Below are 25,264 nucleotides of genomic sequence, written 5' to 3' on the forward strand. Positions count from 1 at the left end.
AGTTTATGATCGCTAGATATTTATTGTGCTTGAGTTTATGGACGCTTGGTCTTGGTAAAGCACATGCTAATGATATTGACATTGCACAACAGCTACAACCAGCTCAAGCTAAATTAATTGTGGAAGAGTTTGCTCAATCTTTGGAACAAAACTATGTATTTACCGACACTGCTAAGAAAATTGCGAAGCAATTGCGCGCATTGACATTTGACCATGTGCAATCTCGACAGGGGCTTTCAAAAAAAGTCACCAATATAGTGAATCAATATGATAAACATCTAGCGTTGGTCACTCGAGTTGACAACGAAGGTCGTCACAGTGAAGAATCCAGAGAGCCTTGGTTTACTGAATTGAAGCGAAAAAACTCTGGTGTACGTCAAGTGGAAGTTTTGGCAGGAAATATTGGTTATTTAGAAATGTGGGGCTTTGATTCCGTATCTTCTCAAGCTAAGGAATTAATTGACGCCTCGATGACCTTGTTAGAGAGAACCGATGCAATCATTTTGGATTTAAGCCAAAACGGTGGAGGCGATGGGTATATGATCCCCCATTTTGCTAGTTACTTTCTATCAAAACCAACTTTATTACACTCTTACCAATTTCGAAATGGAGGTCGTTTTCCCTTCCATAGTGGTCAGCCTCTTGGGGCAAGTCAATTACGAGAGCTCCCGTTATACATATTGATTGGCCCTGAAACTTTCTCAGCTGGAGAAGCATTTGCTTATGTAATGAAACACCTAGGGCGAGCAACTGTATTAGGTGAGCCGTCGAAAGGAGGCGCAAATCCGATCAGGCAATTTAGATTATCACACGATTATATTGCGTTTGTGGCTATTGGAACCAGTATTAACCCAATCACACATGAAAACTGGGAAGGAAAAGGGGTTATGCCAGATATCAACACTAAAGTTGAATTTGCGAAGTCACAAGCTTACTTGATGGCGTTACAGCAGTTAGCTGGGAAAACTTCAAATCCATATTTGATTAAAGAGCGAACGGAGGCGATGCGCCAATTATCGACGCAGCTTGCAGTTAGCAATGCCAATGCTAACAGTAATAATTAGAAATGGAGTCTGCTTTTCGTTCTCACCGTTACTATCTCAGCGTGGTATCTTAAAATTCTTAGTCTTTTTCAAGGCTGACTGGTTATTCCGTGATGCCTTGACTTTAATTTAGTGCATTAAAGTTGATTCAATGACTTTCATCGTTAACAGTGATATTTCAATAAAAATTAAAATGATTCTATCAAATAGATAGCAGTTCAAAATTGTTGCTGGCGATAAGGCCAGAGTAAAACGGAAAGGAACAAATGTGAGTGTCCTTAAATGAACTATTAGCAACAATTTATTGATGCCCTGAAATTAAATAAGTAATATTTTAGACAAGATGTTCGCGATTTTTTCTAAGTAATCAGTATACATTTATCAATAAACATTGAATAGGGAAGTAAGTTTTTCCATACGTTTAAGGTATTAGTGTACATTTAATGATGGCATGTAAATTTTATGTGATTTTTATAGATTTTCTTGATGAGATTGTTTGATAAATTTCAATTCATATAATAATAGGGCTATTACACTGAGTAGGAATTTTAAATATAGTTTATGGGAAATAAAAGTTACATATTCACTTTGTAGTTGGAAGTATATTCCCTGTGTTATGTAATTGAACTCCCTCTAAAACATCAAGCTATAACATGGGTTGTTAAGTGAGTTTATAATAACAATTCAAAAGCTAGTTATAAAAAAATTCATAATATAGAACAATTTTTCTCAATCAGTTTTAATGCTTATTAGCTAATTAATAGCTTTATGCTTAAAGTCCATTCTAATGCTGTATTTATTACTGATTGAAATTATATCTATTATTATCATGTATTTGTTTGGGTAGAACTAAGTTCAATAAGAGAATATCAGGTCTTATAGAAATAGTTGATCTAACCTTAAAAGTGAAAATTCAATGGATAAGATACCCATTAAGTAGATTGTTCTTCGCTTTATATCCATTTATTTCGTATGAAAATTTCATTTATTTGAGTGTTCTACTATTCTTTAGCGCTATCTTCTTCGCAAGGGAAGTAACCTGAAGCCTGCTATTGGTATTTCAGAGGAACAATGACTTGGTTGAAGATGAAAATTTTAATGACGTGTTCTTGGTACGAACGTGAAATGAAATATATATTAATATTATCAACAACTTAAATTTTTTGTGCCTACTCTAAAACACCTGCCATTCATTATTATAAGACAAAAATCGATTGAACTAAGCTTTTCAGGTGAAAACGGCATACCTGTTAGGTGCCCTGTTTTTAAGATGTATCTTTATGCCGTGAGTTCATATGAACTCACGGCCAGTGTTTTATTTTTACAGCTTACGACTTTATTTCCACTCCCATTTATTTTGGCATGTCTCTTAAGTATGTTGTGATTTTCATTGTTGATAAAAATAGGATTTATTTTCTATGTGAATTTGTTGTTATGTTTTATCTTGTGTTTAATTTTTTGTTACTCGCATTGTTGTATTTTTTAATTCTAAGTTTTATTATCGTTTTAGATATATCAGATATATTTTATAACGATTATAAATTATTTATTGTGACAGACAGCAAGGTTTTATAAGGAGTAAAATTAATGTCTCAGATCGGAAATTACACAGAAATTGATCATTTAGCGATTGCAGTAAGTAGCTTGGAAGAGTCAATTTGTTTTTATACAGAAAAATTAAATTTTAAACTAAAATGCATAAGAGAAATTGAAGGTACTTACACTGGCATGCGCTCTGCAGAGCTTACCTCTGCGGGTAATTTTTCTATTGTATTAGTAGAGTCCACTCACCCTGAATCACAAGTACAAATGTTTGTAGATAAGCATAATTATGGCGTGCAGCACGTCGCGTTTAAAGTGGATAATATTGAATCAGAAAGAGAAAAGCTTATCGAAGCTGGTGTTGATTTTTCTACAGACATTATTGAAGGGCCTGGAGTAAAACAAATGTTCACTAGAAGGGAAGAAACTAGTGGAATGATGTACGAATTTATACAAAGAACAGAACAGGAAGGTTTCTTGGAAGATAATATTCAGAACTTGTTTAATCAACTTGAAGAAAATGGTGCATACTAACTTCTTAGTTTTTAAAACATAGCTACATACATTAATAATAAAAGGCAACAGTTATGTATGATACTGAAGTTATGAACTTCCTAAATGAAATATCTATGGTCTACCCGGATGCAACTTCTTTAGCATCTGGAAAACCATCAGACTTATACCTCATAGAAAAAAGTGAGGAATTTTTTAGAAAATCTTATGTTAATTATAGGGCTCAGCAACAAAACGAAAAACCAGAAACTGTCGAGCTGCCTATGTTCCAGTATGGTAAAGCCGCTGGTTCGATAGGTGATATAATTTCTGAACACTTACTAAAAGACTACAATATAGACGCAGATTCTCAACAAGTACTCATTACCAATGGCGGGCAAGAGGCTATGTTAATGCTCGCTATGGTGCTCGCCCCCGGGCAGGATGATGTTTTATTAACTTTTGACCCATCTTATATTGGTTTTTCAGGTGCGGCCATGATTGCGGGTAAAAATATAGAACCGATAGAAGCAACGCTTGATGGTATCTGTGTTGAACGCGTTGAAGCATCTATTCGTGAAATTTTATTGAAAGGTAAAAAACCTGTCGCGCTTTATTTGAATCCAGATTATAACAATCCGCTCGGTATGAGCTTTACCGAGGAGGAGCGCCTGCAGCTCATCACGCTATGTCACAAATATGGAATATACATACTAGAGGATAGTCCTTACAGCCAGTTTGTTTATGAAGGGGAGCAGTATGCGTCAATGTATAATCTAGATGAACATAGCTCTGTTATTCATATAGGGTCCTTCTCAAAAACACTGTGGCCTAGCCTGCGTATAGGTTACATGGTAATACCTAAAGCAGCTTCTCAATTGTATAAAAATTTAGTTGCGGCTAAATCATTCGTTAGTTTGAATACGTGCCAAATGGCACAATCTGTAGTTGCAGGATATTTAATTGAGAATGAATATTCCTTGCGCCCAAGAGTCAATAAAATTATCCCTCATTACAAAGAAAGTCTAAAGATTGTTGTCGATGTATTAGCGACTAGACTGGGAAATGTCGCAGGGTTTAGCTGGACTGAGGTTGAAGGAGGATTCTTTTTGGCTTTGGAACTTCCTTATGAGTTTAGCAAAGAAGACCTCTCTCGATGCGCTCAAGAAAATAAAGTGATTTGTATGCCTATGAGCTTTTTCTCTTCACAGCGCTTTGAGCATAATTGGCGACGATTTATTAGAATTAGTATTTCCTATGTCCATGGTGATGAACTAAAGGCCGCAGTAATACGATTGACTGATTATTTACTGGATGCTATCGATAGAAAAAATAATAAGGATATGGCATGACTAACTATTTAAAAGAAGATGCTATCCGTCGGGTAGTTTTCAGTGAGCTAAGCAAATTGGATATGCCTGAACAAGATGCTAAGTATTTAGTTGAAGGTCTATTGCACAGCTCAATGCGAGGTATAGATACACACGGTATTGCGTTGTTGCCTACTTATCTTGAAGAGTTAAGAGGTGGTAGAAGCCGCACTAAGCCAAATTTACAGTGGCAGCAGCCTTTGCCGTGTTGTTTAAAACTTGATGCTGATGGCGCAAATGGTGTTGTGGCAGCAAGCCATGCGATGCTGCGTGCAATTGAAGTTGCCAGTGTTTATGGCGTTGCTGTGGTATCTGTAAGAAACTCAAACCATTTTGCAGCTGCGTCCATTTATACACATATGGCTGCAGAAAGAGACATGATAGGGATTTGTCTATCAAATAGTGATGCATTAGTCGGGTTAGAAAATGGTAAAGAACCATTTTTGGGTACTAACCCTATAGCTATGACCGCTTCGGGTGCAGGCGGTGAGCTCTTTGATCTTGATTTTGCAACCAGTCAGGTTTCTTACTCAAAGGTCAGGAGGCATTTAAATGAGGGCAAACCTATACCGTCTGGGTGGGCCAAAGACGCCGAAGGTAATGATACAAGTTGCACAAATGAGTTTCATGCTTTAGAAGCTTTAGGAGGTTATAAAGGGCAGGGGATTGGATTTATGGTACAAATTTTAACCTCCGTGCTTGCTGATACACCTTTTGACAATCAATTATCGCATCTTTACTGTGAACCTTATGACAGCCCCAGAAATATAGCGCATACAATGGTAGTGCTTTCTCCAGCGATGTTTGATCCTACAAATGGCTCAGTCGATGGATTTAAATCCAGATTGTCTGGTCTGATGGCTACAGCTCGAGAGCAAGGAGATGGAGTCACTTTACCAGGTGACAAAGAGCGCCAGTGTAAGTCTGCTCGAGCGCAATCGGGGATCCCTGTTTCTCCTGAATTTTATAATTGGTTTCTTGAGCTTAGCGAAACTAACTAAGATAAGCCCTATATCAATGTTATGTCGTATCGGCTAACAATGTAATTATGACAAGCACTGACTTTGGGTAGAGCTTGTCATTTTTAAATTATATTTCCAACGGTTTTAATATCGCCTTATCTACTAACGAGGCACGCTATGTGGCCAAATAATATTGAGCGTGTTTTAGACTTAAATACATTGCTCTTAAATCACTTCCCCTGATTTGAATTGATAAAGATCATGGTACCGGCTCTAATGATCTTGCTGGTTTCGTCCAATACCAGTTTTTAGTAATTTGATTTTGTCGGGCGGAAGTTACTTGGTAACTTTGAAATAAAACTCCCCATCAATAACGCCCATGACTTAATTCACGTATAGAGTTGGTTAAGCAAAATAGCTATGGCACAAAATCTATATATCATTAATTAGTGTTTTTCTATGTTCAAGATAGAGGTTCAGATGAATATGATGGTGCCGTGCAGCGTAGTAATATGACATAGCGATTTTTTAAGGTTTGAAAGACTTTGCTATGGATATGAATTAACGCCAAAATTAGAAATTATATTTTCATTCTTTGTTCATGGTTGATGTTCTAAAACTCCGTAATATAAATACTTTTTTGGGCTATACGGACAGGTGTAGCTGGTCTATGAAAAGGCGCCCAATTACCAGGCTAGGTGCCACGGGTTCATACTGTTATGTACTTGTGTGACTTAATCCATTACATTTTCAGCTTGTCGGATTAATGCTTGAAAATTGCGCAACGATAAGACACTATAAGTACTAGCTGTATTAAAGTGATATGCCCATTTAAACAATAGCTTGAATAGATAGTGGAGTGTGTACATGGAAACATTAACAGCCTTGGTTAGTGCAATTGTTGCTGGTGCGTCAGTTGCGCTCAAAGAGACCACATCAACAGCGATCAAAGAATCTTATCAGACCCTTAAAGCCTATTTGGCAACAAAATATCCCGCGGTGAATTTAGCCAATATAGAAAAAAAGCCAGAATCTGAAGCTAAGCAAGAATCTTTAACGGAAGATTTAGTAGACGATAGGGCGCACCAAGACCCACAATTAGCGCAATTGTGTATTCAGCTAAAACAAGCATTAAAACAACATGCCACACCTGAGCAATCTAAAGCAATCGTTGCAGTGACAGACAGTATTGTTGGTAATGTTACCATAGGTAAAATATCAGCAGATCATCATGCCGAATTTTCAATAAAGGATGGTAGTGCTCAGGACATCAAGATTGCTGAGGTAAGTGCTTCTCAAAAGTACTGACACAATTGGGGAGGCTGGCCCCCCAATTGTGTTCAATATCAGTCAGAGCCAGGTACGCGATGTTTCGGTCACTTGTCAGGTTTACCATTTTATTCCACGTTCAATTGAGCCTAAATATCAACAGAGGGTAGAGAATTTTCTCTTTGAATATTTAGGAGATGAACGAACTCATCTGGTATTTGGTGGCCGAGAAGCGCAATTCAAATCTCTCGATCTATGGCTTAATCAGCCTTCATCTGATCGTTTGTTTCTCGGTGCTCCTGCTGGTCGCGGTAAAAGTGCTTTGTTAGCCAATTGGACACGCTCACTGACCGACTTTAAAGTATTATTTTTGCCAATCAGTGTTCGTTTTGACACCTGTCGCGAAGATGTATTTTTGCAGATGTTCGCTGGCGCATTAGCTGATGCCTTGGCGCAAGATTTCGAAGATTCTCCGGTTGGAGATACAGCCAATTATTATCGCAATATTATTGAACGCTTGTTTGTTCAACACCAAAATCAACAACTATTAATTGTCATTGACGGTTTAGATGAAGCGAAAGGTTGGACTTTGAAATCACTCATACCTGCTCGTTTATCTGCCGGATTAAAATTTCTGGTTTCTGCGCGACTAGGTACGGCTGACCGCGATATCAATGGTTGGCTAAGAGCGCTTAATTGGCATCAACACAAAGATTGTTGTCAAGTGATGACGTTACCTGCCTTTGATAAAACAAATATTATGGAGCTATTGAGTGAAGTGGCACGGCAGAAAGAGGCATACCTGCCGCTGAGCAACTTTGAACATCTGTTTGCCGATGACGCTTTGGTTGAGCAGATTTATAGACTCTCCAGCGGGGAACCATTACTCATCAAATATTATGTCGAGTATATGATTGAGCAAGCGCAATGTGGTAAAAGGGTCGATAATGAATCACTAGGCCAATTGGCACCGGGTTATAATGGTTATTTTTGTCAGTGGTTTGCTGAGCAGGAGGAGTTAACCTGCGGATCTAATGCGTTTAACCAAGACAGCGTACTGGCTTTTTTGGCATTGTTGGCTCATGCTTATGGACCAATTCAAGCACACGACATGAAGCAGCTGTTAGAGACTATGCTCCCTGACACGCCAATTAACTTGCCTACCTTGAGTAACGCTTTAAGTCGCTTTGTTATCGGTCATGGTAACCTTGAAGGGTATGCGTTAAGTCACCCTGCACTGGCACAATTTTTGGTAAGCGGTGAAGCGGAGTTTCTTTGTACATCAACGATTGAAAGGGCAGCTCAAAGTTACATTAATTGGGGAGAGTTACAGCTTCAACAGTTCGAAAAAAATCCAGATTTTGAACCAGCTGAATATCTTATCAGGCATTACTGTACTCACTTAATAGAGTGCAATGCCAATCCACAAAAGCTGATTATGCTTTTGGGTAAGCCTTGGTATGAAGCTTGTTTTAATTTTTACGGCAGCCATAAAGCTTATGCAGACGATATCAGAAGCATCAGTGAGGTACTGGCAAAGACCGACGACGCCGAAAGTGATGGGTTGCCCAACTATTTTGCCGCGCAACTAAATTGCACCATGATCCTCTCTTCCATCCATTCATTAAATACGGTTTTTTCACCCAAATTATGTGGGCTTGGATTACGTCATGGCTTGTTTTCACAGAACCAAGTATTTGAGTTGATTCGGCAATTTCCCGATGACGAAGATGCCATAAGTGCATTACAGGCTGCAGCGCCTTTTTTCAATGAACAGGGACTAGTGCTAGCGATGTCTTTTTGGCTTTCAAAAAGTCGAAATTATTGGCAAGATATTCCTGTTGCTTTACTGCGATGTATCGCTACAGATCGCCTGATACAGCTGATTGAAGCAAATGAAATTGATACCGACTCGTCAGTGATACAAGTGCTTGCAGAGCGTGTTGCTCCGCAGCAATATGATGAGTTGGTAGACTTTATTTGCCGTTGCAGTAATCGTGGGTCGTTATTCTATGAATTGGTTTTGAGTGCTGAGTTTTTGGAAAAACCTGCCAGAGCGAAAGCTATAGCCCTTTTTGTTGATATGTTTACCGAGCATGACTTAGCTACTGGACGAAAATATCGAAACCACGATTGTTCGATAGATAACTGGAATAAAAATGAAGTGATTTCAGAATCTCAGGTTATGAGTTTTGTGACACAACACCAAGCAAACATGATTTGGCAGTTTTGCGAAAATGACCCTTATCTATTTAGTTTTAAGTTATTTGAGCATATTCGGCCGTACCTGAGTGGCGCTGAGTGTAATGCTATAGCTCAACGTCAGGTTGACAAATTACGAGAAAGAATTTCGCACTTGAACGGTGATAACACGACGTTTGAAGCGTTAGATGATTTGCTCTCTGAGGTAGGTAGATGGTGCACTGATGTATCTGTGCAGCAACAGAAGCTCCTTTTGTTTGATTGGTTGCAAAGCGTTTCAACCCTGATTGAGAACACAGAGCTGACTATCGAGGATGTATGTCAAGATTTCAGTGAGCAGTTGAGTGAAGCAATTTGTCAAAGCTTTCCTGAGCAGGTTGAAGTCACCCTAACACATGTAATAGGTCGACTAGACCAACAAATGTCTGAGCTATGTTCCGAGTTTGTAGGTTCTGATGAACAACCCGTTTTTAAGTGTCTTGATGAGTTAAGACCGCTTTTAGCGAACCCTAAGGTACAGAACTTAGGGACGAAAGAGGCGGAATACCTTGAAAATAGTGAACATTTATGTCGCATATTCGGCTCACTATTGTATTTCTTACCGAGCAAGAACAAATCACGCTGGATCTCTCAATTATTTGAACGATTGGCAGTTTTGAGATTATTTGAAGCATTTGATACGTATTACGTGTTGAATAAGGCTGTTAAATCTGCGTGTCAATTGACAGCGTCTTCGTTGTTGTCATACGTATGGGATTACCTGCCTGAAAAGGAAGATAACTATCTGTTTGAATTGATCCCTAAGTTGGATCAGCAATTGCGTTATGAGGTTTATGAGTGGGCCTTAAAAAAGGAAAAACCTCAAAGCCGAACTTTGTTCAGTTTGATGCCATATCTAGACGACCAATTGCTTGATGCAGTTGTTGAGTATGCACTATCTCGTGGTGAACATACTGATATTCAATTGTTAGTTGTACTGGCTAGAGCGCAGCCAGAGTCGAAAAGTGATTCGATACTTCAGCAAATCATAACTTATTCACACATTCTGGATGATGGCTATTTTTTTGAGGAAGATCTTGAGTTTCTTAAAGGTAAGTGGCCAGATAGTTTTTATAAGAGCTTGTTTGATCAACTAACTCAGTTCAAGAATAAAAAAGCAGTTGGCCAAATTCTATCTGTGTTACTACCAGATATGCCAGTCTGTGCAATACCCGCATTATTTACTGTTCTGCCTACTGTAAAAGATGATGAGCAAATAAAATTATTAAAACAGATAATGCCTAGAGTCACTTTGCTAGACATTGCTTGTGCATGGCAATACCTAATTGATTTAAAGCGTCTCAAACATGATGCTAAGAAAGTGGTAGATCCCGAACATAAAAATTGTTTTGAGTTACTTGCAAGTATTGCTTCGGCAATTGTAAGCACAGCAGAGCCAGGAGATTATCTTATAGCACGGGTGATAGAAGTATTAGTTCCCTATTTACCACGACATTTAGTCAATGAAGTCATGTTTCACATTGCTCAACTCAATGACCCTAAATACCGCAAAGAAGTAATAGACAATATAGCCGAACATCTCGATAAAGATCAGATTGTTGCGGTGCATAATCAGATTTTAAGTATTGCCGATGCTGATAAGTTGATGGGGTATGTTTACCGACTTGAGGGTGAGCATGGCGAGCAGGATGACGTATTAACTACCGATATTTTGGATGGGTTGTTAAATGATAAAAAGCGCTTCAATTTACTAGCATTGTGGTTGCCATATGCCGACTCAGATAAAAAGGCGTTTTTGCTAAAACAAGCTATTGATATTCTTTTAGGTCAGGTGCGGGAAGAGTCTTTTGATAAGTATGTAAATAAAATCATTAAACATTGCGATACAGAGCAGCAAATGAAAATCTTCTCTTTTGTGTGTTCTATGGTAAATAACGTTGAAAAAGGTCAGGCATTGGAGTGCATGGCAGCACACTTGCAATCAAGGTTAATGATGCCAGTACTGGAGCAGTGTTTAAATATTCGAGATGGCTATTTGAGACTAGGCATTTTACGAGCAGCCTCACCGAATTTACAGCGACAGCATTTGGATAAGGTAAGGCAGATTGTCGATTCCTTGGATGAAAACTATAGAGTGCGAGCGGAAGTGGCTTTGATTCGGTTTTATCAGCAGTTTGAGGGCTCTAATCTGTCTTTTGAAATATTGGATTCGATACTCAATATTAAGGAGAGCGCATATATCGCTCAGTGTTTGCGAGAGTGCGCAACAGTGCTCAGCTATCCTCAAGTTGTGTCAGTATTTCAGCATTATAGCGCTTTGTTGGAAAAGCATGAAAATCGTGTTTATGAGATAGAAAAATTGATTGAGTTGAAAAGTTTGTTTCCAGATTTACATGACAAGCTCACTGTGTTGATTGCGCAGAAAATTGATGCTTTAGAGATAAATAGCTTTTACTCATTGTTAGATAGTAAAAGAGATGAGAGCTTGGATAATATGAGCCCAGAAGCATTAAGAAAGTTGACACATTATGTGCTTGATGAAGAGCGTTTGCGCGAGATGTTGCATATGTTTATATGGGGGGATGAGCGATTGAGAATGGTATTCAAAGACCCTTTAATGCGCCAATTAAAGGGGACTAAACTGAATTGCCGTGAATTACGCGAACTCTTACCACTTTTGCCAGAGGTGGATAAAAAAGTCATACTGCAAACATGGTTAGATGAACTCAGTGAAGGTGAAAGAAGCGAATCGCTGGGTGAAATTACCCAGTTACTGCTGGACAATAAACTTAACGATTACTATCAACCTGCCAGAGAAATGATGATTGATGTCCATCAGCGCTGGCCTTAATGCTACCAATACATATTTTATTCAGTGTGTTTTTTGGTCTGAAGCACAGCTTAAATGCCAGTATTTGATAACTTTTCGTAAGCGTAATTCGTTTTTTCGATCCATAAATATTGGAATCATGAGTATGTACACTGACTTATCATATGGTCGCATTTGTCTTTACATTCACTGTAAGTCTAATCTAGAACAAACTACTGGAAATAGTTACAATGTGGGCCTTTCAGGTATTTTGCTAACCATAACTTTTTTAGATTGTACTTTTTATCTTTTATATGTTGGATATTCAATTAAATAGTTTCGTACGTCGTATTGAGCAAGCGCATGCTTTAAAAGAGATTATGAAATCATCAGGTGCACAATTGAGCCGAGTAGGTCGTTCAAGAAACTGGAGGCTCAAAGGTTGCCAGTCGCAATTTGAGTATATTGTTGCATGTGCTCAGCAGCAAAATGAAGCCAGTTGGTTGTGGGTCATAGAAACCTTAACTAAACAAATTCCAAAGCCTGAATTGGCTGAACTGGTGAATATCGTGAGGCAAAATCCGACTATGACACAGCAGCAGTTGATTACACAAACGCAGTGCACACTTGTTGAAGCAAGAAAGGTTTTCGACATTGCAGAGTGGGAGTAGGTGTAAACTGAGCTCTCTAACGTCCTTGAGACTTATAACGTTTTGAAAGTAACCGATGCTGCCTCTTAATTAAAAAGAGGCTTGTCGCGCGAACTAAGCACTGCTATTTGCGGGTCTTTATAAAGTCCGGTTCTTTAGTTTTCTTTTGACTCTTTAGCTTTTAATTTCCGATCCTGATCGAAATGCCATTTAACCGCAAAAAAACCAGCTATGCCTAACGCTATTACTTTAACTCCCATGAAAATATATGGGAAAAAATCTGACCAATGTTCCATCACAAACTCCACAAAATTACACGTCATTAACCATAATGAAGAGCGATACTACTAAATTGTTAGTTATCGTTACCTCATGTATTAGAACTATACAATCTAACTTTTATCCAAACCCTGCAAAATAGCAATCTGGGTACTCTAATAGCCCTTTTTTGAACAAACTAAACTTGAAGTTTAGCAATGGGTTTGTAGAGGTTGTTCATGTTATAGGGCCGTTGTACATGATTCAAAGCAACTCGCTCAAGTCGACAATATATTGATCTAGGATAAATTTGTCAAACTTTTATTAGAGTGTGCAGAACATTTAGAAATAATTGAAACTTTGTGGTTAGTGCTAAATTTGGCGCGTTAAAATTCTGTTAACTTTACCTAGGGGCTACTGCACCTTACATCGATTTTAATCGATATTGTTTGTTTTATATCAAATCAATGTCAGTTTTATGGTGGACCTTTACAGTAATTACCATGTATTGGTTGATTGAGACTGTGGGCTCTTGTAATGGCAAAATGGTTGGGCTGCAATTTTATTAACATATTGCTGTACTTTAGAAGTGTGTTTTTGAGGAAAATATAAGCGCTATCCGCGATAAATGTCTACATGGCTGGTTTATTGTGGGTGAATAAGAGTTTTTGATTTCCGTTCGCTCGAGCCTCTGGTAAATTTATCCTATGTATTAAAGTTTATCGGTTTCAATAAGGTGCTCAAATGCCGTCTGAAAGTAGGTCAAATCAACCTGATATCGCTCAGCTAGGTCATCCCATATTAAGGGCTCGAGCAAAAACGGTAGATAATATTTTAGCTGATGAGTGTCAAAACTTAATTAGAGAAATGATGACTACTGTAGAGCGAGCTGGTGGAGTCGGGATCGCTGCGCCACAAATATATAAGAGTCTAAGAATTTTTATTATGTGCTCCAAACCTAATGCTAGGTACCCAAATGCACCGCTGATGGCTCCCACTGCAATCATCAATCCAGAGATAATAGAAGCGAGTAGCGAGTTAGAAAAAGGCTGGGAAGGATGTTTGAGTGTACCAAGCATGCGCGGTTTTGTGCCAAGGCATACACGTATCTCTATCAAGTATTATGATCAGCAGGGTAAAGTACAGATAAATGTCTTGGAAGGCTTTATAGCGCGGGTTTTCCAGCATGAACTCGATCACTTGAATGGGTTAACCTTTATTGATCGTCTAACATCACCACAGGATTTAGTAAGCGAAAGTTATTGGTACCAGCATATCTCACCACAATTGTAATTTGGTGGTAGAGCATGGCAATAGTAACTTTTTATGCAGTTAAAATGCCTGCGATAAAATGCTCTAAAAACTATCGATAAAAGCAATTTCAATTAGTAGACACAATCGTCAGATAAAATCTTGTTATAAATGCTTGGTAGTTTGTAATTGATATAAGCTTGTAAGTTGAATTCATATTCGGTTGGTGATCTCACCTTGAGCCTAGAAGGAAATTCTAATACCTCGTCTGTTGTTTATAATCTAACGCCGGACTAGCCAACCTTGAAGTTTGTGTGTACAGGATCTTCTGAAAATGGATTTTTACTGGTTACATTAAATTATGCTAGTCCCAAGTTAAACGTTTCGTTTTGTTCTGGGCTAATAGAATAGGGCAGTGAACATGAATATTTTGATTTGTTAGTGTTTTTGGGAGTCGAAATTTGCCAGAGCCTATAGTATGCGTTTGTCGAACTGTGGCATTGTGTGAGACTGATTGAGCCGGTGATGTACCAGAAGAAAAACTTTCTCACAGCGGCCTTGTTGAGCAAATATGCTCTTCCTAACTGTCTTGTCATTTTTACTGATATTCAGGCATACCTAGCCTGTTCATCGTGTTGATCACCTTGGCTTTAATCATTACTTCTGTGTGTTGGCTGTTGAAGGTACGGCTTGTTAATTGGTCACCCGTAAGCTGTTTAAAACGATAAACGCCCGTTTCAGCCAGCGAACGCTCATGATAACCCGACTTTTCCTTCCAGTGTTTTAAACCAAATTGACGTATTAATATTATGGCACTGTTTCTCGGGTGACCTTTCTCCCAATATTGGGCATTTTCCCTTGGGGGGATCCGAGCTACGGCACCTTTGGCTGCAATTTCATCGTAGCAATCACGCGTATCATAAGCACCATCACCGGTGACTCTGTCAACATTTCGCCGTAGTGGCTGTAGTAAATCACCTAACACCTCACCATCCGATACATTCACCATTGATAGCTCTGCACTGACAATGTCATGACTGGCTGCATCTATCGCTAAATGCAACTTACGCCAAGTTCGACGCTTGCTGGTTCCGTGTTTTCGGGTATGCCATTCGCCATTACCATAAACTTTTAGGCCGGTGCTATCGACAACAATATCAATAAATCCCTGCGTGGTTGGCTTGGTTCGATATTGAACATCTAGTGTCTTTCCTCGCTTGCACAAACAGCTGTAACCAGGTGAATGAATAGGTGCATCCATTAAATTGAGGAGGGAATTAACGAACCCTTCAAGTGCTCGAAGTGGCAAATTAAAGACAGACCGAAGTGTCAGGCAAGTTTCAATTGCAAAGTCAGTATATTTATTTGAACGACCACGACCACGCCCACCGTGTTTTTCTGTGGTTTGCCATTGTTGAATAGCGTCGTCGCTGAGCCAAATAGCAATATTACCACGTTGTATCAACGCTCGGTTATAGGCAGACCAATTTTTAATTTTCTTTGTCATGGTGGGTCGAGTTGCGTTATGTTTTTTTGATCTGATCACGCAAAAGGTCAGAAGTTCAATTATTTAGGAAACAAGGCCTCTCACAGCATGAGCTGTAGAGCGATTGATTATGTATAACTCCTTTTTTAGTTAGTTATGTTCTCTAAATAATTACATTGAGCTATTTTTGAATTGCCAAAAAAATAACCCTGAGTCCTTCATTACCTACAGTCTAATTTATTGGCCATTGACTTACAACAGCATATCTTTATCAAACATGAATATAACGTATTAGCCCTTCGTTTTTATGTAAGTCTTAATGTGCAACTGTACCCTAAAGTAATGGATTGTAAGTAATTGTTGAAGCTTATTTTTTTATATTTCTAAAGTGCTAAAGTTTATTTGCATTCGGATGGAAATAAATAAAGATTTAATTATTAGAAAGGAGATCATTGTGGCATACAGGCTAAATAAATTAATAAATATAGTAATGATAATGGCAAGTTGCTCTGCAGCTTCAGTACTTGCTCAAGATATAACCCCAATGTCATGTTATTGGCAAATAGATAATCAAAATGAGGTTGGTACGTGGGAGAGCCAACTGTGCACTAACCCTCTTGATGGTAATGCTTCAGATGTACTTGTGACCAATAAAATAAATATACCTAGTCAAAATACATGTATTGTGACTTGGCATGATGGCTATCGTACTGAACTAAAAGGGACGGTCAAAGTAGTGGGGGATCGGTCTTCTTGTTATGGCGGCTATGCTGCTTTTCAATCATCTCCAAGTGAACGATTAGTTGACGGCGTTATTGAGCGCCGCTTAGATTGCCGTTGGACGAATACGGATAATGAAGCACATAAATTGACATGCGATGATGTACAGGGCCGCACATTAAACACGCTTATCGCAACTAAACTTCAAATTGCAGGTTCGAATAGCTGTATGATGAACTTCAATGAACATGCACTTGCCCTGTTCGAGGATGGTGTAGCGATTGTTGACAAAAAGCCTTCGCCAAATGCATGTGATGTTGGCCCGGTTTACTTTAGAGGTTACCCCAAACACCGTATTGTCGACGGATTTCAAGAGACTTTACTCCAATGTTCATGGCGAAAAGTCAATGATAACATGCGGTTGAAGTATTGTAGTGATGTTGGTGAACTTGGTAAAGAAGTTACGGTTGTATTCGAAAGCAATGGTCAGCCTTTATCTTTAATTGATGCGGTAAACCGTCAACTACTGAATGGAGAAATTAGAGAGGATAAGACGCTTAACGCTATTAACCCGCCAATTTATTATCGTGCTTATTAAGATGCACTGTTTCAAGTCGGTCATATACAAGGTATCGTCAAAGACAGTTCATTTATAAGAGAAGGGATAATCGATTTCTAAAGGCCTTAATACCTTGATAGAAGAGAGTTGTAAAAAGCGCATTGATATGCGCTTTTTTATTCAATTTCTTCGTGTGTTATTTGGCACTAGTGGCCAGTAACTCAGCTGGTTTTACTGAAGAAATGTTTGTAACTCTTAACTTCTCAGCGTCAATACCAACGTATGTATCAGTGTCATTACCAGGGACACACAAGAGTGTGGTTTGTGGGCCTGTGTCAAGAGTTGGTTGAGGGTACGTAACGCGCTTGATGGTATTGGTCGTCTTTGGTAATAAAGCTAAGCTCATACATCCAGCTAACATTGGGAACTTCTTACCATTTTGCATATCCCAGCGCTCCATTGTAGCGATATGATTGCCCAGGTTGTTTGAGTTTTGAGTCGTTTGCAAGCTCCCATATCCGTACATCATTGCTTCAAAAGATGTGCGGCCATAAATCTGTACCGAGCCATCATAAGGCTTGTTATCTACCATGTAGAAATGAACGTTACTGGACGGAATTAAAACGTTAGCAGGAGAGTATAAGTTGACGTTCATCCATCCTGCGATCATTTGACTCATCTTTCCAGCAAAAAGGCCATTCCATTTGTATCTTACAAGGTGATTTCCGTTGTTTACTCCCTCTAATACACAGCTATTTTCACTATAGTTAATTCGACATTTTTTAGTGGTACCGTATTCATAGGCCATTTCAATATCGAAAGAATAGGCTTTTTGACCAGGTGCTGATGTTGGATTAGAGGGTTCACCAGCATCGTTTGTCGCTGCAAGCTGGAACGTAACTGTTTGTGCTTGGGCTGTCATCACGCAGCCTAGAAGCGTTGCAGCAATTGATAATGTACGTAAATTCATCATATTTCCTTGTTAGTTTTACAGTAATTTATGAGTGTTAATCGTCCTCACAAGCGCAAGTAAGTTATTCAGATTTAATTGCACTTAAAAGCGACTTTATGAAGCACATTAGACGCTTTAATTATTCTAAAATAAAGAAAAGTTACAAGCGTTACAAATATGTGTTTTTTTAACTTCAATCAATGTTTAATCTTATTTCTCAAGCTTAAAGATCTTAGCAGAGCATTGTTATGCCAGATTAATTATTGAACCCGTGAGCACTTGGTTTATGGATATTAAATTTCTTTTTTAAGAATGAGACCTTTTATTCTAAGTTCTATCTAAGTCAATTTTAGCTTTTAAGATTATGTTTATATTGTGTTTTTATTTTTAAGGTGTAAGTGATTAACTTTTATTAATTATTTTTAATGGTAAATTATTATTTTAAATGGAATTTATTATGTCATTATAGGAGTGGCAATATAAGGATGAAATATGATGAATAAAATAACAGCAATATTAGTGGCGAGTATATCCTGTGGTGCGTCTGCAAGCGCGCAGTGGGAGTTATTTTCAGATACAAACTTAAATGGGGTGCTTGAGTCCTCTAATGCACATGTTCAAAAGTTAGATATGACGGTTTTGTCTAACACCTTTAGTGCAACAGATCTTGTAGCAACAGAGTCTATTCTTATTCAAGGTGAGTTTGAACACCCAAATACGTTTGAACTAGGATCTGGCACCGTTCAACGTGTTCAATTTACTATCTCCAAAGACGGCAGACGTTTTTATTATCTTGGACAAGGTAGCTCGCAAGAGGGTTACCAAGGCACTTGGTATGGTCCAAATAACGATTCCGGTGACTTTACATTGGGACCAAAAGTAAACGTGGTTAAGGCTCCGGTAAGTTGTGCACAAATTCTCAGTGAAAATCCAGAGGCTGCCTCAGGCGTTTATTCAATTGATCCTGATGGTGAAGGGGTACATGATAGCTTTGACGCCTATTGTGACATGGATACCGATGAAGGCGGATGGACCTTAATAGGTACGTACGCGAGAACTGAGCCAGGTGGGAAAGAGCGTATCAGTGAATACAATCCTTTGCCTGGTGTAACGGCAACAGACCCAGCAACGGGATTATATCAAGGTTCACTCAGTGCATTTAGAGATATCAGAGAGCAAGTTGCTTGTGACTTTGCAGGTTGTAAAAGCACTGCATATCAATCTTCTTTAAACGAAGCTGAATTAGATATGATCCGTTATACATGGGGCTATAAAGACCAACAAGAAAAGCAAGCGACAACGCCGTTACCTGATTGTCGTACAAGATATGTAGCAAATGGCACGACGTATACTAACTGTTTGATTAACCCTGATCGCAACAACATGAATGTAATTGGTTGGCAGCGTGATGTGCATACAAGCCACCACGCATGTTGGTTAGGACATGGCTTATATTTACCTGCCGCTCAAGGTAGTGCACGTTGTAGCTATAATGCGCATGCAAATGGTACCAGATGGGGACTGCTATGGGTTAGATAGTAAAGCTCATATTCTCAATGCGCAGTATCAGAGTAAAATATAATACTGCGCATTTTAACTAACGCTAAGCAATTGCCCTTTCCCGATTATTATCACTTTGTTGTTCTTTATACATAAAAAAACAGAGTGAGAAGAGCGTTAAAATGCAGCCGATAATGCCCGTAAAATAGCTCAATTCCCGTAAAAAAATATTCCAGTCAATTGTATGGTGATTTGCGCTCTGATAAACCATGACGCCCACCGTGCCTAAATAACCAAATGAGTCTGCCAGATAGGTTAAAAAACCAACATTGGCAGGGCGATTAAATGTTGCTATCAGTCGCTCGAATAATGAGGTGGTGAAAGGCACATAGGCTAAGTATAAACCGATGCCATTAAAGATCATCCAACTGATGGGGCCGATCTTATTGTGCTCATAGGCCAGCGAACTTATCAGCGTGATAATAAAGCCGAGGCATATTAAAAGATGGTTAATTATCATGGCTGTATGATTATTTTTCACTAGCTTAAGTAGTGCAATGATGACTAAAACAACCAGTGCGATTGGCAGCTCTGTGAGCGTGAACAGGGCTGGTGCGCCACTTAGTCCTGTTGCTTGCCAAACATCAGCAGCAAAGCTATCACGCAAATCACGTAAAATCGTTAGCAGGATATAGCCAAAAATAAGCATGATGATACCCAAACCTAATAATTTGAGTAGCTCTTTACGACTAGTCTTATTCATTGGCACACGTTTGCAGCGCTGATCAATATCATCCTGATTAGGCGGCGGCAGTTTATCTAGCATCCAAACTGAAACACATAAAAAAGGTAAGAATAAAGAGGCTGTAACAAACGGCATCCAAATTTCACTCACGTGGTAATCTATCAACAAGATACTGGCCACTGTTTTTACTATGCCTGAGGCAAGTATAAAGCTAGTGCAAAGGCCTGCGGCGAGTATTTCGGTTACTCGACGACCTTCTAGATAACTGAATACGATGCCCCAGACCATACCCAATGGCAGGCCATTTAATAGCATAAACACTGAATTCCATGGAGCAGGGAATATAGCAAATCCAAAAAGGGCAAACCAAGCAAACAGAACCAAAGCGAGGGTGGCCTTGGCACGGCCATGACTTTGAAGTTCCGAGATAACTTTAATTCCGATGAATTTAGAGAGCGCATAACCTAAAATTTGTGCAGTCAAATAGAGCGTTTTTAAAGATAAGCCTAACCAAGCTGCGTCCTGATACAGGCCGACTGCAACTGGCTTTCGAAAGCCGTACATGAATGCATAGGTACTGCACGCGGCAACAATGGCGAATAAGCAAAAAAAGAAAGTATTGGCACTCAATAGATTTTGAATCTGTTTGCCCAATTTGTAATACATTTGACACTCATATTGGAACGCATGAATTTGGTACGGACCAAATTCATGCGTATCTGAATTTGCATAAAGTTTAATTGGGCGATATTTCAGATTTTTTACAACGGCCTTATTGCTAAAAATGTAGCTTAGCTTTGTTCTCGATCATCAATGCATCATGGCGCCAATATTCGCGGTCAAACTCGAATGCTGTTCCTTCTAGATCTCTCACTATTCGCGTTACTTTTAGCCCCAAAGCACCGTCATAGGTATTTAAATATTGTGCGATAGGGTTGAACAAACAGCATGATTCAACGGAAATGTCGTATAGGACGTTATGATGTTGATACGTATTTTTAAGCAGCACGCTAATAGACAAAGACAAGTCATGTTTATCAATATTAGGTAGGTGTTTATTACTAAAATTTAGCTCTTCTACCACAACAGCGCGACCATCTACTGAACGAACACGCAATATGCTTGTCAAGCTTGTTCGTCCATCTAATTCGAGTGCATTGGCTATTTCTTTACACGGTTTTTGCTTCTTTTGTTCAACTAACTTAGTGCTTGGTTGAAAGCCCTGAGCTGTCGTGTATTGTAAAAAAGAAGTATGTTGCATGGGGTCATACTTTAGCTTTCGAGGGCAAACATACCATCCACTTCGGTTCTTCCTGTAGATTAATCCCATATTTTCAAGCTGGCCGAGTGCTTGCCTCAATGTAGAACGTGCAACATCATATTTGACACATAACTCTCGTTCTGAAGGCAAACTACCTGTTAATTTTTGTTCAACAATTTGTTGGCTAATAGCCTGTCTTACTTGGGCATAGGCAAAACTGGTGTCGCTCATAGATGACTTATTCTTTGCAGTGTGCTGATAAATTAATTGTTATCACATTACAACATACTTAACAAAATAGAAACTCATCTTAATAAATTTTGGTCCATACCAATTGTTTTTAAACTTACATATTTCTGTAAAGTCCCTGTAATGATACAGAACTAAGATTTGCCCCGTTCGTAATTTTGGTATGTACCAATCACTTTCGGGAATTATAATGAAAACTTTATACTCTACAGGCTCTACAAAAATATCTATGCTGGCAATGGCGGTCGCAGCCGCTTTATCGGCACCGGCTTTTGCAGAAGATGATCAAGTAAAAGCGGACCAGCAAATCGAAGAGATTATGGTTGTTGGTAAAAGTGTTTCTTACGCAAATAACGCAACTTCTGAAGAAATGTTTAAGCAACAGTCATCAATGACCAGTGCGATGGCAATGATTGATAACTTACCAGGTGTGTTAATCAATGAAGGTGATACATTTGGTTCTGACGATTGGTCAACAACAGTATCAATTCGTGGTTTTCAGCTGAGCTTAGATGAGCAACAAGTAGGTATTACCATTGATGGTATTTCAAACGGTAATTCTAATTATGGTGGAGGTGCTAAAGCAAACCGTTATATCGATACTGAAAACCTAATGGCGGTTGAAGTGTCTCAAGGTACGGCAGATATCGGCTCTCGTTCTAACGAAGCACTTGGCGGTACGCTAAACTTTACGACAATAGACCCAAGTACTGAGCAGGGTATTGTTGCAAGTGTATCTTTGGCAAATTTCGATGCACAAAAATACTATATGCGAATTGAAACCGGCGAAGTAATGGATGATACCTATGGCTGGTTGAGCTATTCAAACTCCAGCAATAGCGACTGGATCACAGGCACAGCAGAAAACACTCGTGACCACTTTGCAGCTAAATTTGTTAAAGGTATGGACAGTGATTTGGAGATCACAGCATACCTTTCTTACGACGACGTTCATGAAGATAACTATCAGCGTGTTTCATTGGAAAGCTTCAAACAAAATCCAGAGTCAGATGGACTAACTGGTGAGTGGACAGGAATTCCTTATATTGATCAGGTGTATCGTCGCGGTTGGTCAACACTGCGTGAGAACTTATTTGGTTACATAGAAGTCGACACTATGTTTGGCGAAGTGGAGGTCACTGCTAATGCTTACTTCCATAAAAACCAAGGCCGTGGTGACTGGGTACCACCTTATATCGTCGATGTGAATCATGATGGCGCGAATGGCCATTCAGAGCTTGTATCAGGTACTACTTATCAAGGTGGTAGTTCTTTAGGTAAGATTTATTTTGTTGATGCAGACGGTAAATCACTTCAGCCAATGAAAGGTTGCGAAAGTTCAATCACTTTCCCATATGGCGGTGCAGATGCTGAATATGATCCAAATTGCTACGCTGCGAGCGCACGCCCAGTGGGATCATACCGTAATAGCCACTATGAAAAAGAACGTTTTGGTATTAATGCAGACCTGACTTGGGAAACCAAGATTGGTGACTACAACAACATCTTACGTGGCGGTATTTGGTATGAAGATTACGAGCGCTCTGAGTATCGTGATTGGCACAAAATCATAGACTCAAAAAGCAGCTTTGACTTTGACCACAACCCATATTGGATACAGTACGACCGTACATACCCAGTAGAAACAACCATGTTATACCTTGAAGACTCGATAGAGATGGATACGGTAACATTGCGTGCAGGTGTGAAAAAGTACTTAGTTGATTTAGACAGCCATGACAAATTCACAAGTACCAATAAGTCAGTTAATTCAGATTCAGATACATTGTTATCAGCGGGTGCTGTTTGGTATACGCCTGTAGAAGGTTTAGAAGTATTTGCGGGTTACGCTGAGAACTTTGCAGCAATTAAAGACCAAGTACTAGAAGCGGATGCATCAGCACTTGGTAACATCGAACCAGAAACGGCTGAAAATATGGACTTTGGTATCCGTTATGACAATAGCGATTTTGATGCCAGCATCACCTTATATAGCATCGATTTTCAAAACCGTTTGACGTTTGTTGCCCCTGAGTCTGCATCTGGTAACGATTACCTAGTTGGTACTAGTGGTCAGTACATCAATACGGGTGGTATCGAATCATCAGGTGTTGAAGCATCACTAACATATTATCCAACGCAATCTCTGTCTGTATACATGTCATACACAAGTAATGACTCAGAGTACACCGATGGTACAGTTGATATTAAAGCCGGCAACACAGTATTTGGCTCAGTAGAAGACATGGCTGTTTTATCACTTGACTGGCAATCTGATATTTACTCAGCGGGCCTGTCTACGAAGTGGATTGGTGAGCGTTGGATGGACGCAGACAATACTCAACGTATTGATGCTTATGCAGTAAGTGATTTATATGTAGCTGTAGATTTAGAAGAAGTTGGTGTGCTCAAAGGTGCCTCAATTCGCTTAACAGTGAACAACCTATTTGATGAAAGTTATATTGGTAGTGTTGCAGGCGGTTGGGGTGGCTGGATTGGTGCGCCACGCACTGCTGCTATTAACTTCCAAACACGTTTTTAATCTTTATTGATGACGGACGATAAAACTCATTCGTCATCTCTTTCGCCCATGACTGCGGTATGAAAGGATATTAATAGTTGTTGATAGGCTCTTGAGTTGTGCATACCGCGTAAGCATGGATATCACTGCGTAACTCGCTCTAAAACACTATGCCGCACGAGAGCTAAGTATTCTCCTTCCCCTGACTACTTAGCTCTTTTTTAAAAAAATACATTTAAGTAAGAATTCAACTAAACAAAAGTAACTATCTGTCCAACGTGAAACTCTATTGGCTCAGCAATAAAGCGGGAATTATTGAGTTAACGTCAATCACAGGCAGGCAGTACTAACTTGAGGTCATAAGCGCATGAATTTCAGACGTTCCTTGCTATCTACACTATTTGTCTTTGGTTGTTTAGCTGCCAATGCTGAGGCGACAGGCTCCATTGATAAAATTTTATTTGGTTCATGTAGCCACCAAGACAAAGATATTCCGGTTTTTGATGCAATTAACACAGAGCAGTCGGACCTATTTGTGTTTCTTGGTGATAATGTGTATGGCGACACCGAGAATATGACTGAGCTAGCCGCTAAATATCAAAAATTGGGAAGCAAAGAGGGGTTTAAAACGCTGCGTTCGACAACGCCGACCATCGCCATTTGGGATGACCATGATTATGGTGAAAATGACGCGGGTAAAGAGTATCTCTTTAAGGAGCAATCTCGCCAAATTATGTTGGACTTTTGGGATGAGCCGGAAAATAGTCCAAGACGCACACGTTCGTCTGGTATTTATACTTCGTATATGTATGGCGATCAGCATCAAAATGTGCAAGTGATCCTGCCTGACTTACGTTGGAATCGGCCTGAGCTTAACTCGATTGGACAGTTAAGCTATTGGGTTGGTAGCTTTTTTAATAATAAAGGCCCTTATCGACCTGTTGATAATAAGACCACTATGTTGGGCGAGGCACAGTGGCAATGGCTCGAAAAAGAACTTTTAAAACCAGCAAAGGTGAAAATAATCGCTTCGAGCTTACAGCTCATTCCAGACTTCACCGGGTGGGAAAGCTGGGCAAACTTTCCAGCTGATAGACAAAGGCTCTTTGACTTTATCGAGAAGCATAAAATTGGTGGTGTACTGATGATCAGTGGTGACACCCATTGGGGAGAATTGTCGAGATACGATTCTAAACATGGCTATCCGCTTTGGGAGATCACAAGCTCAGGCTTGACGCAAAAATGGAAAGATGTAAGCCCTAACCGCCACCGTGTAGGCGCGTATACAGCTCAAGTCAATTACGGCTTTATAGAAATTGATTGGGAACAAGCTGACCCGAATATTCGATTCGGGCTTAAGGATATTCAAGGGGATGTTACACACCTGCAGAGCATGCCACTTTCATCGCTGCAATTTAATTAG

General features: G+C 39.3%; 17 protein-coding genes. 12 read left to right on the top strand and 5 right to left on the bottom strand.

All coding sequences use genetic code 11. The annotated features are described in order from the left end of the window. Positions 1 to 5: 5 nt before the first annotated feature. The 7 genes from S4054249_RS22550 (at position 6) to S4054249_RS22580 (ending at position 12,360) form a co-directional block, all read left to right on the top strand. Positions 6 to 1,064 carry a S41 family peptidase gene (locus S4054249_RS22550; RefSeq protein WP_046356040.1) on the top strand — a complete coding sequence of 353 codons (1,059 nt, stop codon included), beginning with the start codon at positions 6 to 8 and terminating at the stop codon, positions 1,062 to 1,064. A gap of 1,566 nt (positions 1,065 to 2,630) precedes the next feature. After that, entirely contained in the window at positions 2,631 to 3,119 is a 489-nt protein-coding gene (locus S4054249_RS22555) for a VOC family protein (protein WP_046356041.1), read from the top strand. A gap of 53 nt (positions 3,120 to 3,172) precedes the next feature. Then, positions 3,173 to 4,429, top strand: a complete 1,257-nt coding sequence (locus S4054249_RS22560; protein WP_046356042.1) for a PLP-dependent aminotransferase family protein — start codon at positions 3,173 to 3,175, stop codon at positions 4,427 to 4,429. After that, the gene (locus S4054249_RS22565; protein ID WP_046356043.1) at positions 4,426 to 5,448 is read left to right on the top strand and encodes an Ldh family oxidoreductase; all 1,023 of its coding nucleotides are present in this window, start codon (positions 4,426 to 4,428) and stop codon (positions 5,446 to 5,448) included. Before S4054249_RS22560 ends, S4054249_RS22565 begins: the two co-directional genes overlap by 4 nt. A gap of 828 nt (positions 5,449 to 6,276) precedes the next feature. After that, positions 6,277 to 6,717, top strand: coding sequence for a hypothetical protein (locus S4054249_RS22570; protein WP_046356044.1), 441 nt, complete (start codon positions 6,277 to 6,279; stop codon positions 6,715 to 6,717). Positions 6,718 to 6,745: 28 nt separating this feature from the next. Next, on the top strand, positions 6,746 to 11,731 hold the full coding sequence (locus S4054249_RS22575; RefSeq protein WP_145925098.1) for an ATP-binding protein: 4,986 nt from the start codon (positions 6,746 to 6,748) through the stop codon (positions 11,729 to 11,731). A gap of 272 nt (positions 11,732 to 12,003) precedes the next feature. Next, the gene (locus S4054249_RS22580) at positions 12,004 to 12,360 is read left to right on the top strand and encodes a ribosome recycling factor family protein (protein WP_046356046.1); all 357 of its coding nucleotides are present in this window, start codon (positions 12,004 to 12,006) and stop codon (positions 12,358 to 12,360) included. Between the two features lie 134 nt (positions 12,361 to 12,494). Here the strand turns inward: S4054249_RS22580 and S4054249_RS26735 are convergent, their stop codons facing one another. Next, positions 12,495 to 12,635, bottom strand: a complete 141-nt coding sequence (locus S4054249_RS26735; protein WP_167354865.1) for a hypothetical protein — start codon at positions 12,633 to 12,635, stop codon at positions 12,495 to 12,497. Between the two features lie 706 nt (positions 12,636 to 13,341). Here S4054249_RS26735 and def point away from each other — a divergent pair. After that, positions 13,342 to 13,890, top strand: coding sequence for a peptide deformylase (gene def / locus S4054249_RS22585; protein ID WP_046356047.1), 549 nt, complete (start codon positions 13,342 to 13,344; stop codon positions 13,888 to 13,890). A 556-nt stretch (positions 13,891 to 14,446) separates the two neighbouring features. Here def and S4054249_RS22590 read toward each other — a convergent pair. Beyond that, positions 14,447 to 15,355 (bottom strand): IS5 family transposase, encoded by a 909-nt coding sequence (locus S4054249_RS22590; protein ID WP_069949100.1) that lies wholly within the window; start codon positions 15,353 to 15,355, stop codon positions 14,447 to 14,449. Between the two features lie 475 nt (positions 15,356 to 15,830). Between S4054249_RS22590 and S4054249_RS22595 the strand changes: the two genes are divergently transcribed. After that, complete coding sequence (locus S4054249_RS22595; RefSeq protein ID WP_145925097.1) at positions 15,831 to 16,652, top strand: hypothetical protein; 822 nt, start codon at positions 15,831 to 15,833, stop codon at positions 16,650 to 16,652. A gap of 157 nt (positions 16,653 to 16,809) precedes the next feature. Here the strand turns inward: S4054249_RS22595 and S4054249_RS22600 are convergent, their stop codons facing one another. Next, positions 16,810 to 17,583: a hypothetical protein gene (locus S4054249_RS22600; protein ID WP_046357620.1), complete on the bottom strand. Its 774-nt coding sequence runs from the start codon at positions 17,581 to 17,583 to the stop codon at positions 16,810 to 16,812. A 474-nt stretch (positions 17,584 to 18,057) separates the two neighbouring features. On the opposite strand from S4054249_RS22600, the gene S4054249_RS22605 reads away from it, so the two are divergent. Further along, positions 18,058 to 19,104 (top strand): fibrinogen-like YCDxxxxGGGW domain-containing protein, encoded by a 1,047-nt coding sequence (locus tag S4054249_RS22605; protein WP_063881479.1) that lies wholly within the window; start codon positions 18,058 to 18,060, stop codon positions 19,102 to 19,104. Between the two features lie 64 nt (positions 19,105 to 19,168). On the opposite strand, the gene S4054249_RS22610 is transcribed toward S4054249_RS22605, so the two are convergent. Both S4054249_RS22610 and S4054249_RS22615 read right to left on the bottom strand, forming a co-directional pair. Continuing rightward, a complete protein-coding gene (locus S4054249_RS22610; RefSeq protein WP_046357618.1) occupies positions 19,169 to 20,476 on the bottom strand; it encodes a DUF5690 family protein in 1,308 nt (435 codons plus the stop codon). A 112-nt stretch (positions 20,477 to 20,588) separates the two neighbouring features. Then, positions 20,589 to 21,302, bottom strand: a complete 714-nt coding sequence (locus tag S4054249_RS22615; RefSeq protein ID WP_046357617.1) for a UTRA domain-containing protein — start codon at positions 21,300 to 21,302, stop codon at positions 20,589 to 20,591. 208 nt (positions 21,303 to 21,510) lie between these two features. On the opposite strand from S4054249_RS22615, the gene S4054249_RS22620 reads away from it, so the two are divergent. Both S4054249_RS22620 and S4054249_RS22625 read left to right on the top strand, forming a co-directional pair. Next, a complete protein-coding gene (locus tag S4054249_RS22620) occupies positions 21,511 to 23,862 on the top strand; it encodes a TonB-dependent receptor domain-containing protein (RefSeq protein ID WP_046357616.1) in 2,352 nt (783 codons plus the stop codon). 346 nt (positions 23,863 to 24,208) lie between these two features. Next, positions 24,209 to 25,264 (top strand): alkaline phosphatase D family protein, encoded by a 1,056-nt coding sequence (locus tag S4054249_RS22625; RefSeq protein ID WP_046357615.1) that lies wholly within the window; start codon positions 24,209 to 24,211, stop codon positions 25,262 to 25,264.

This window comes from Pseudoalteromonas luteoviolacea (assembly GCF_001750165.1).
Classification (GTDB): Bacteria; Pseudomonadota; Gammaproteobacteria; order Enterobacterales; family Alteromonadaceae; genus Pseudoalteromonas; species Pseudoalteromonas luteoviolacea_G.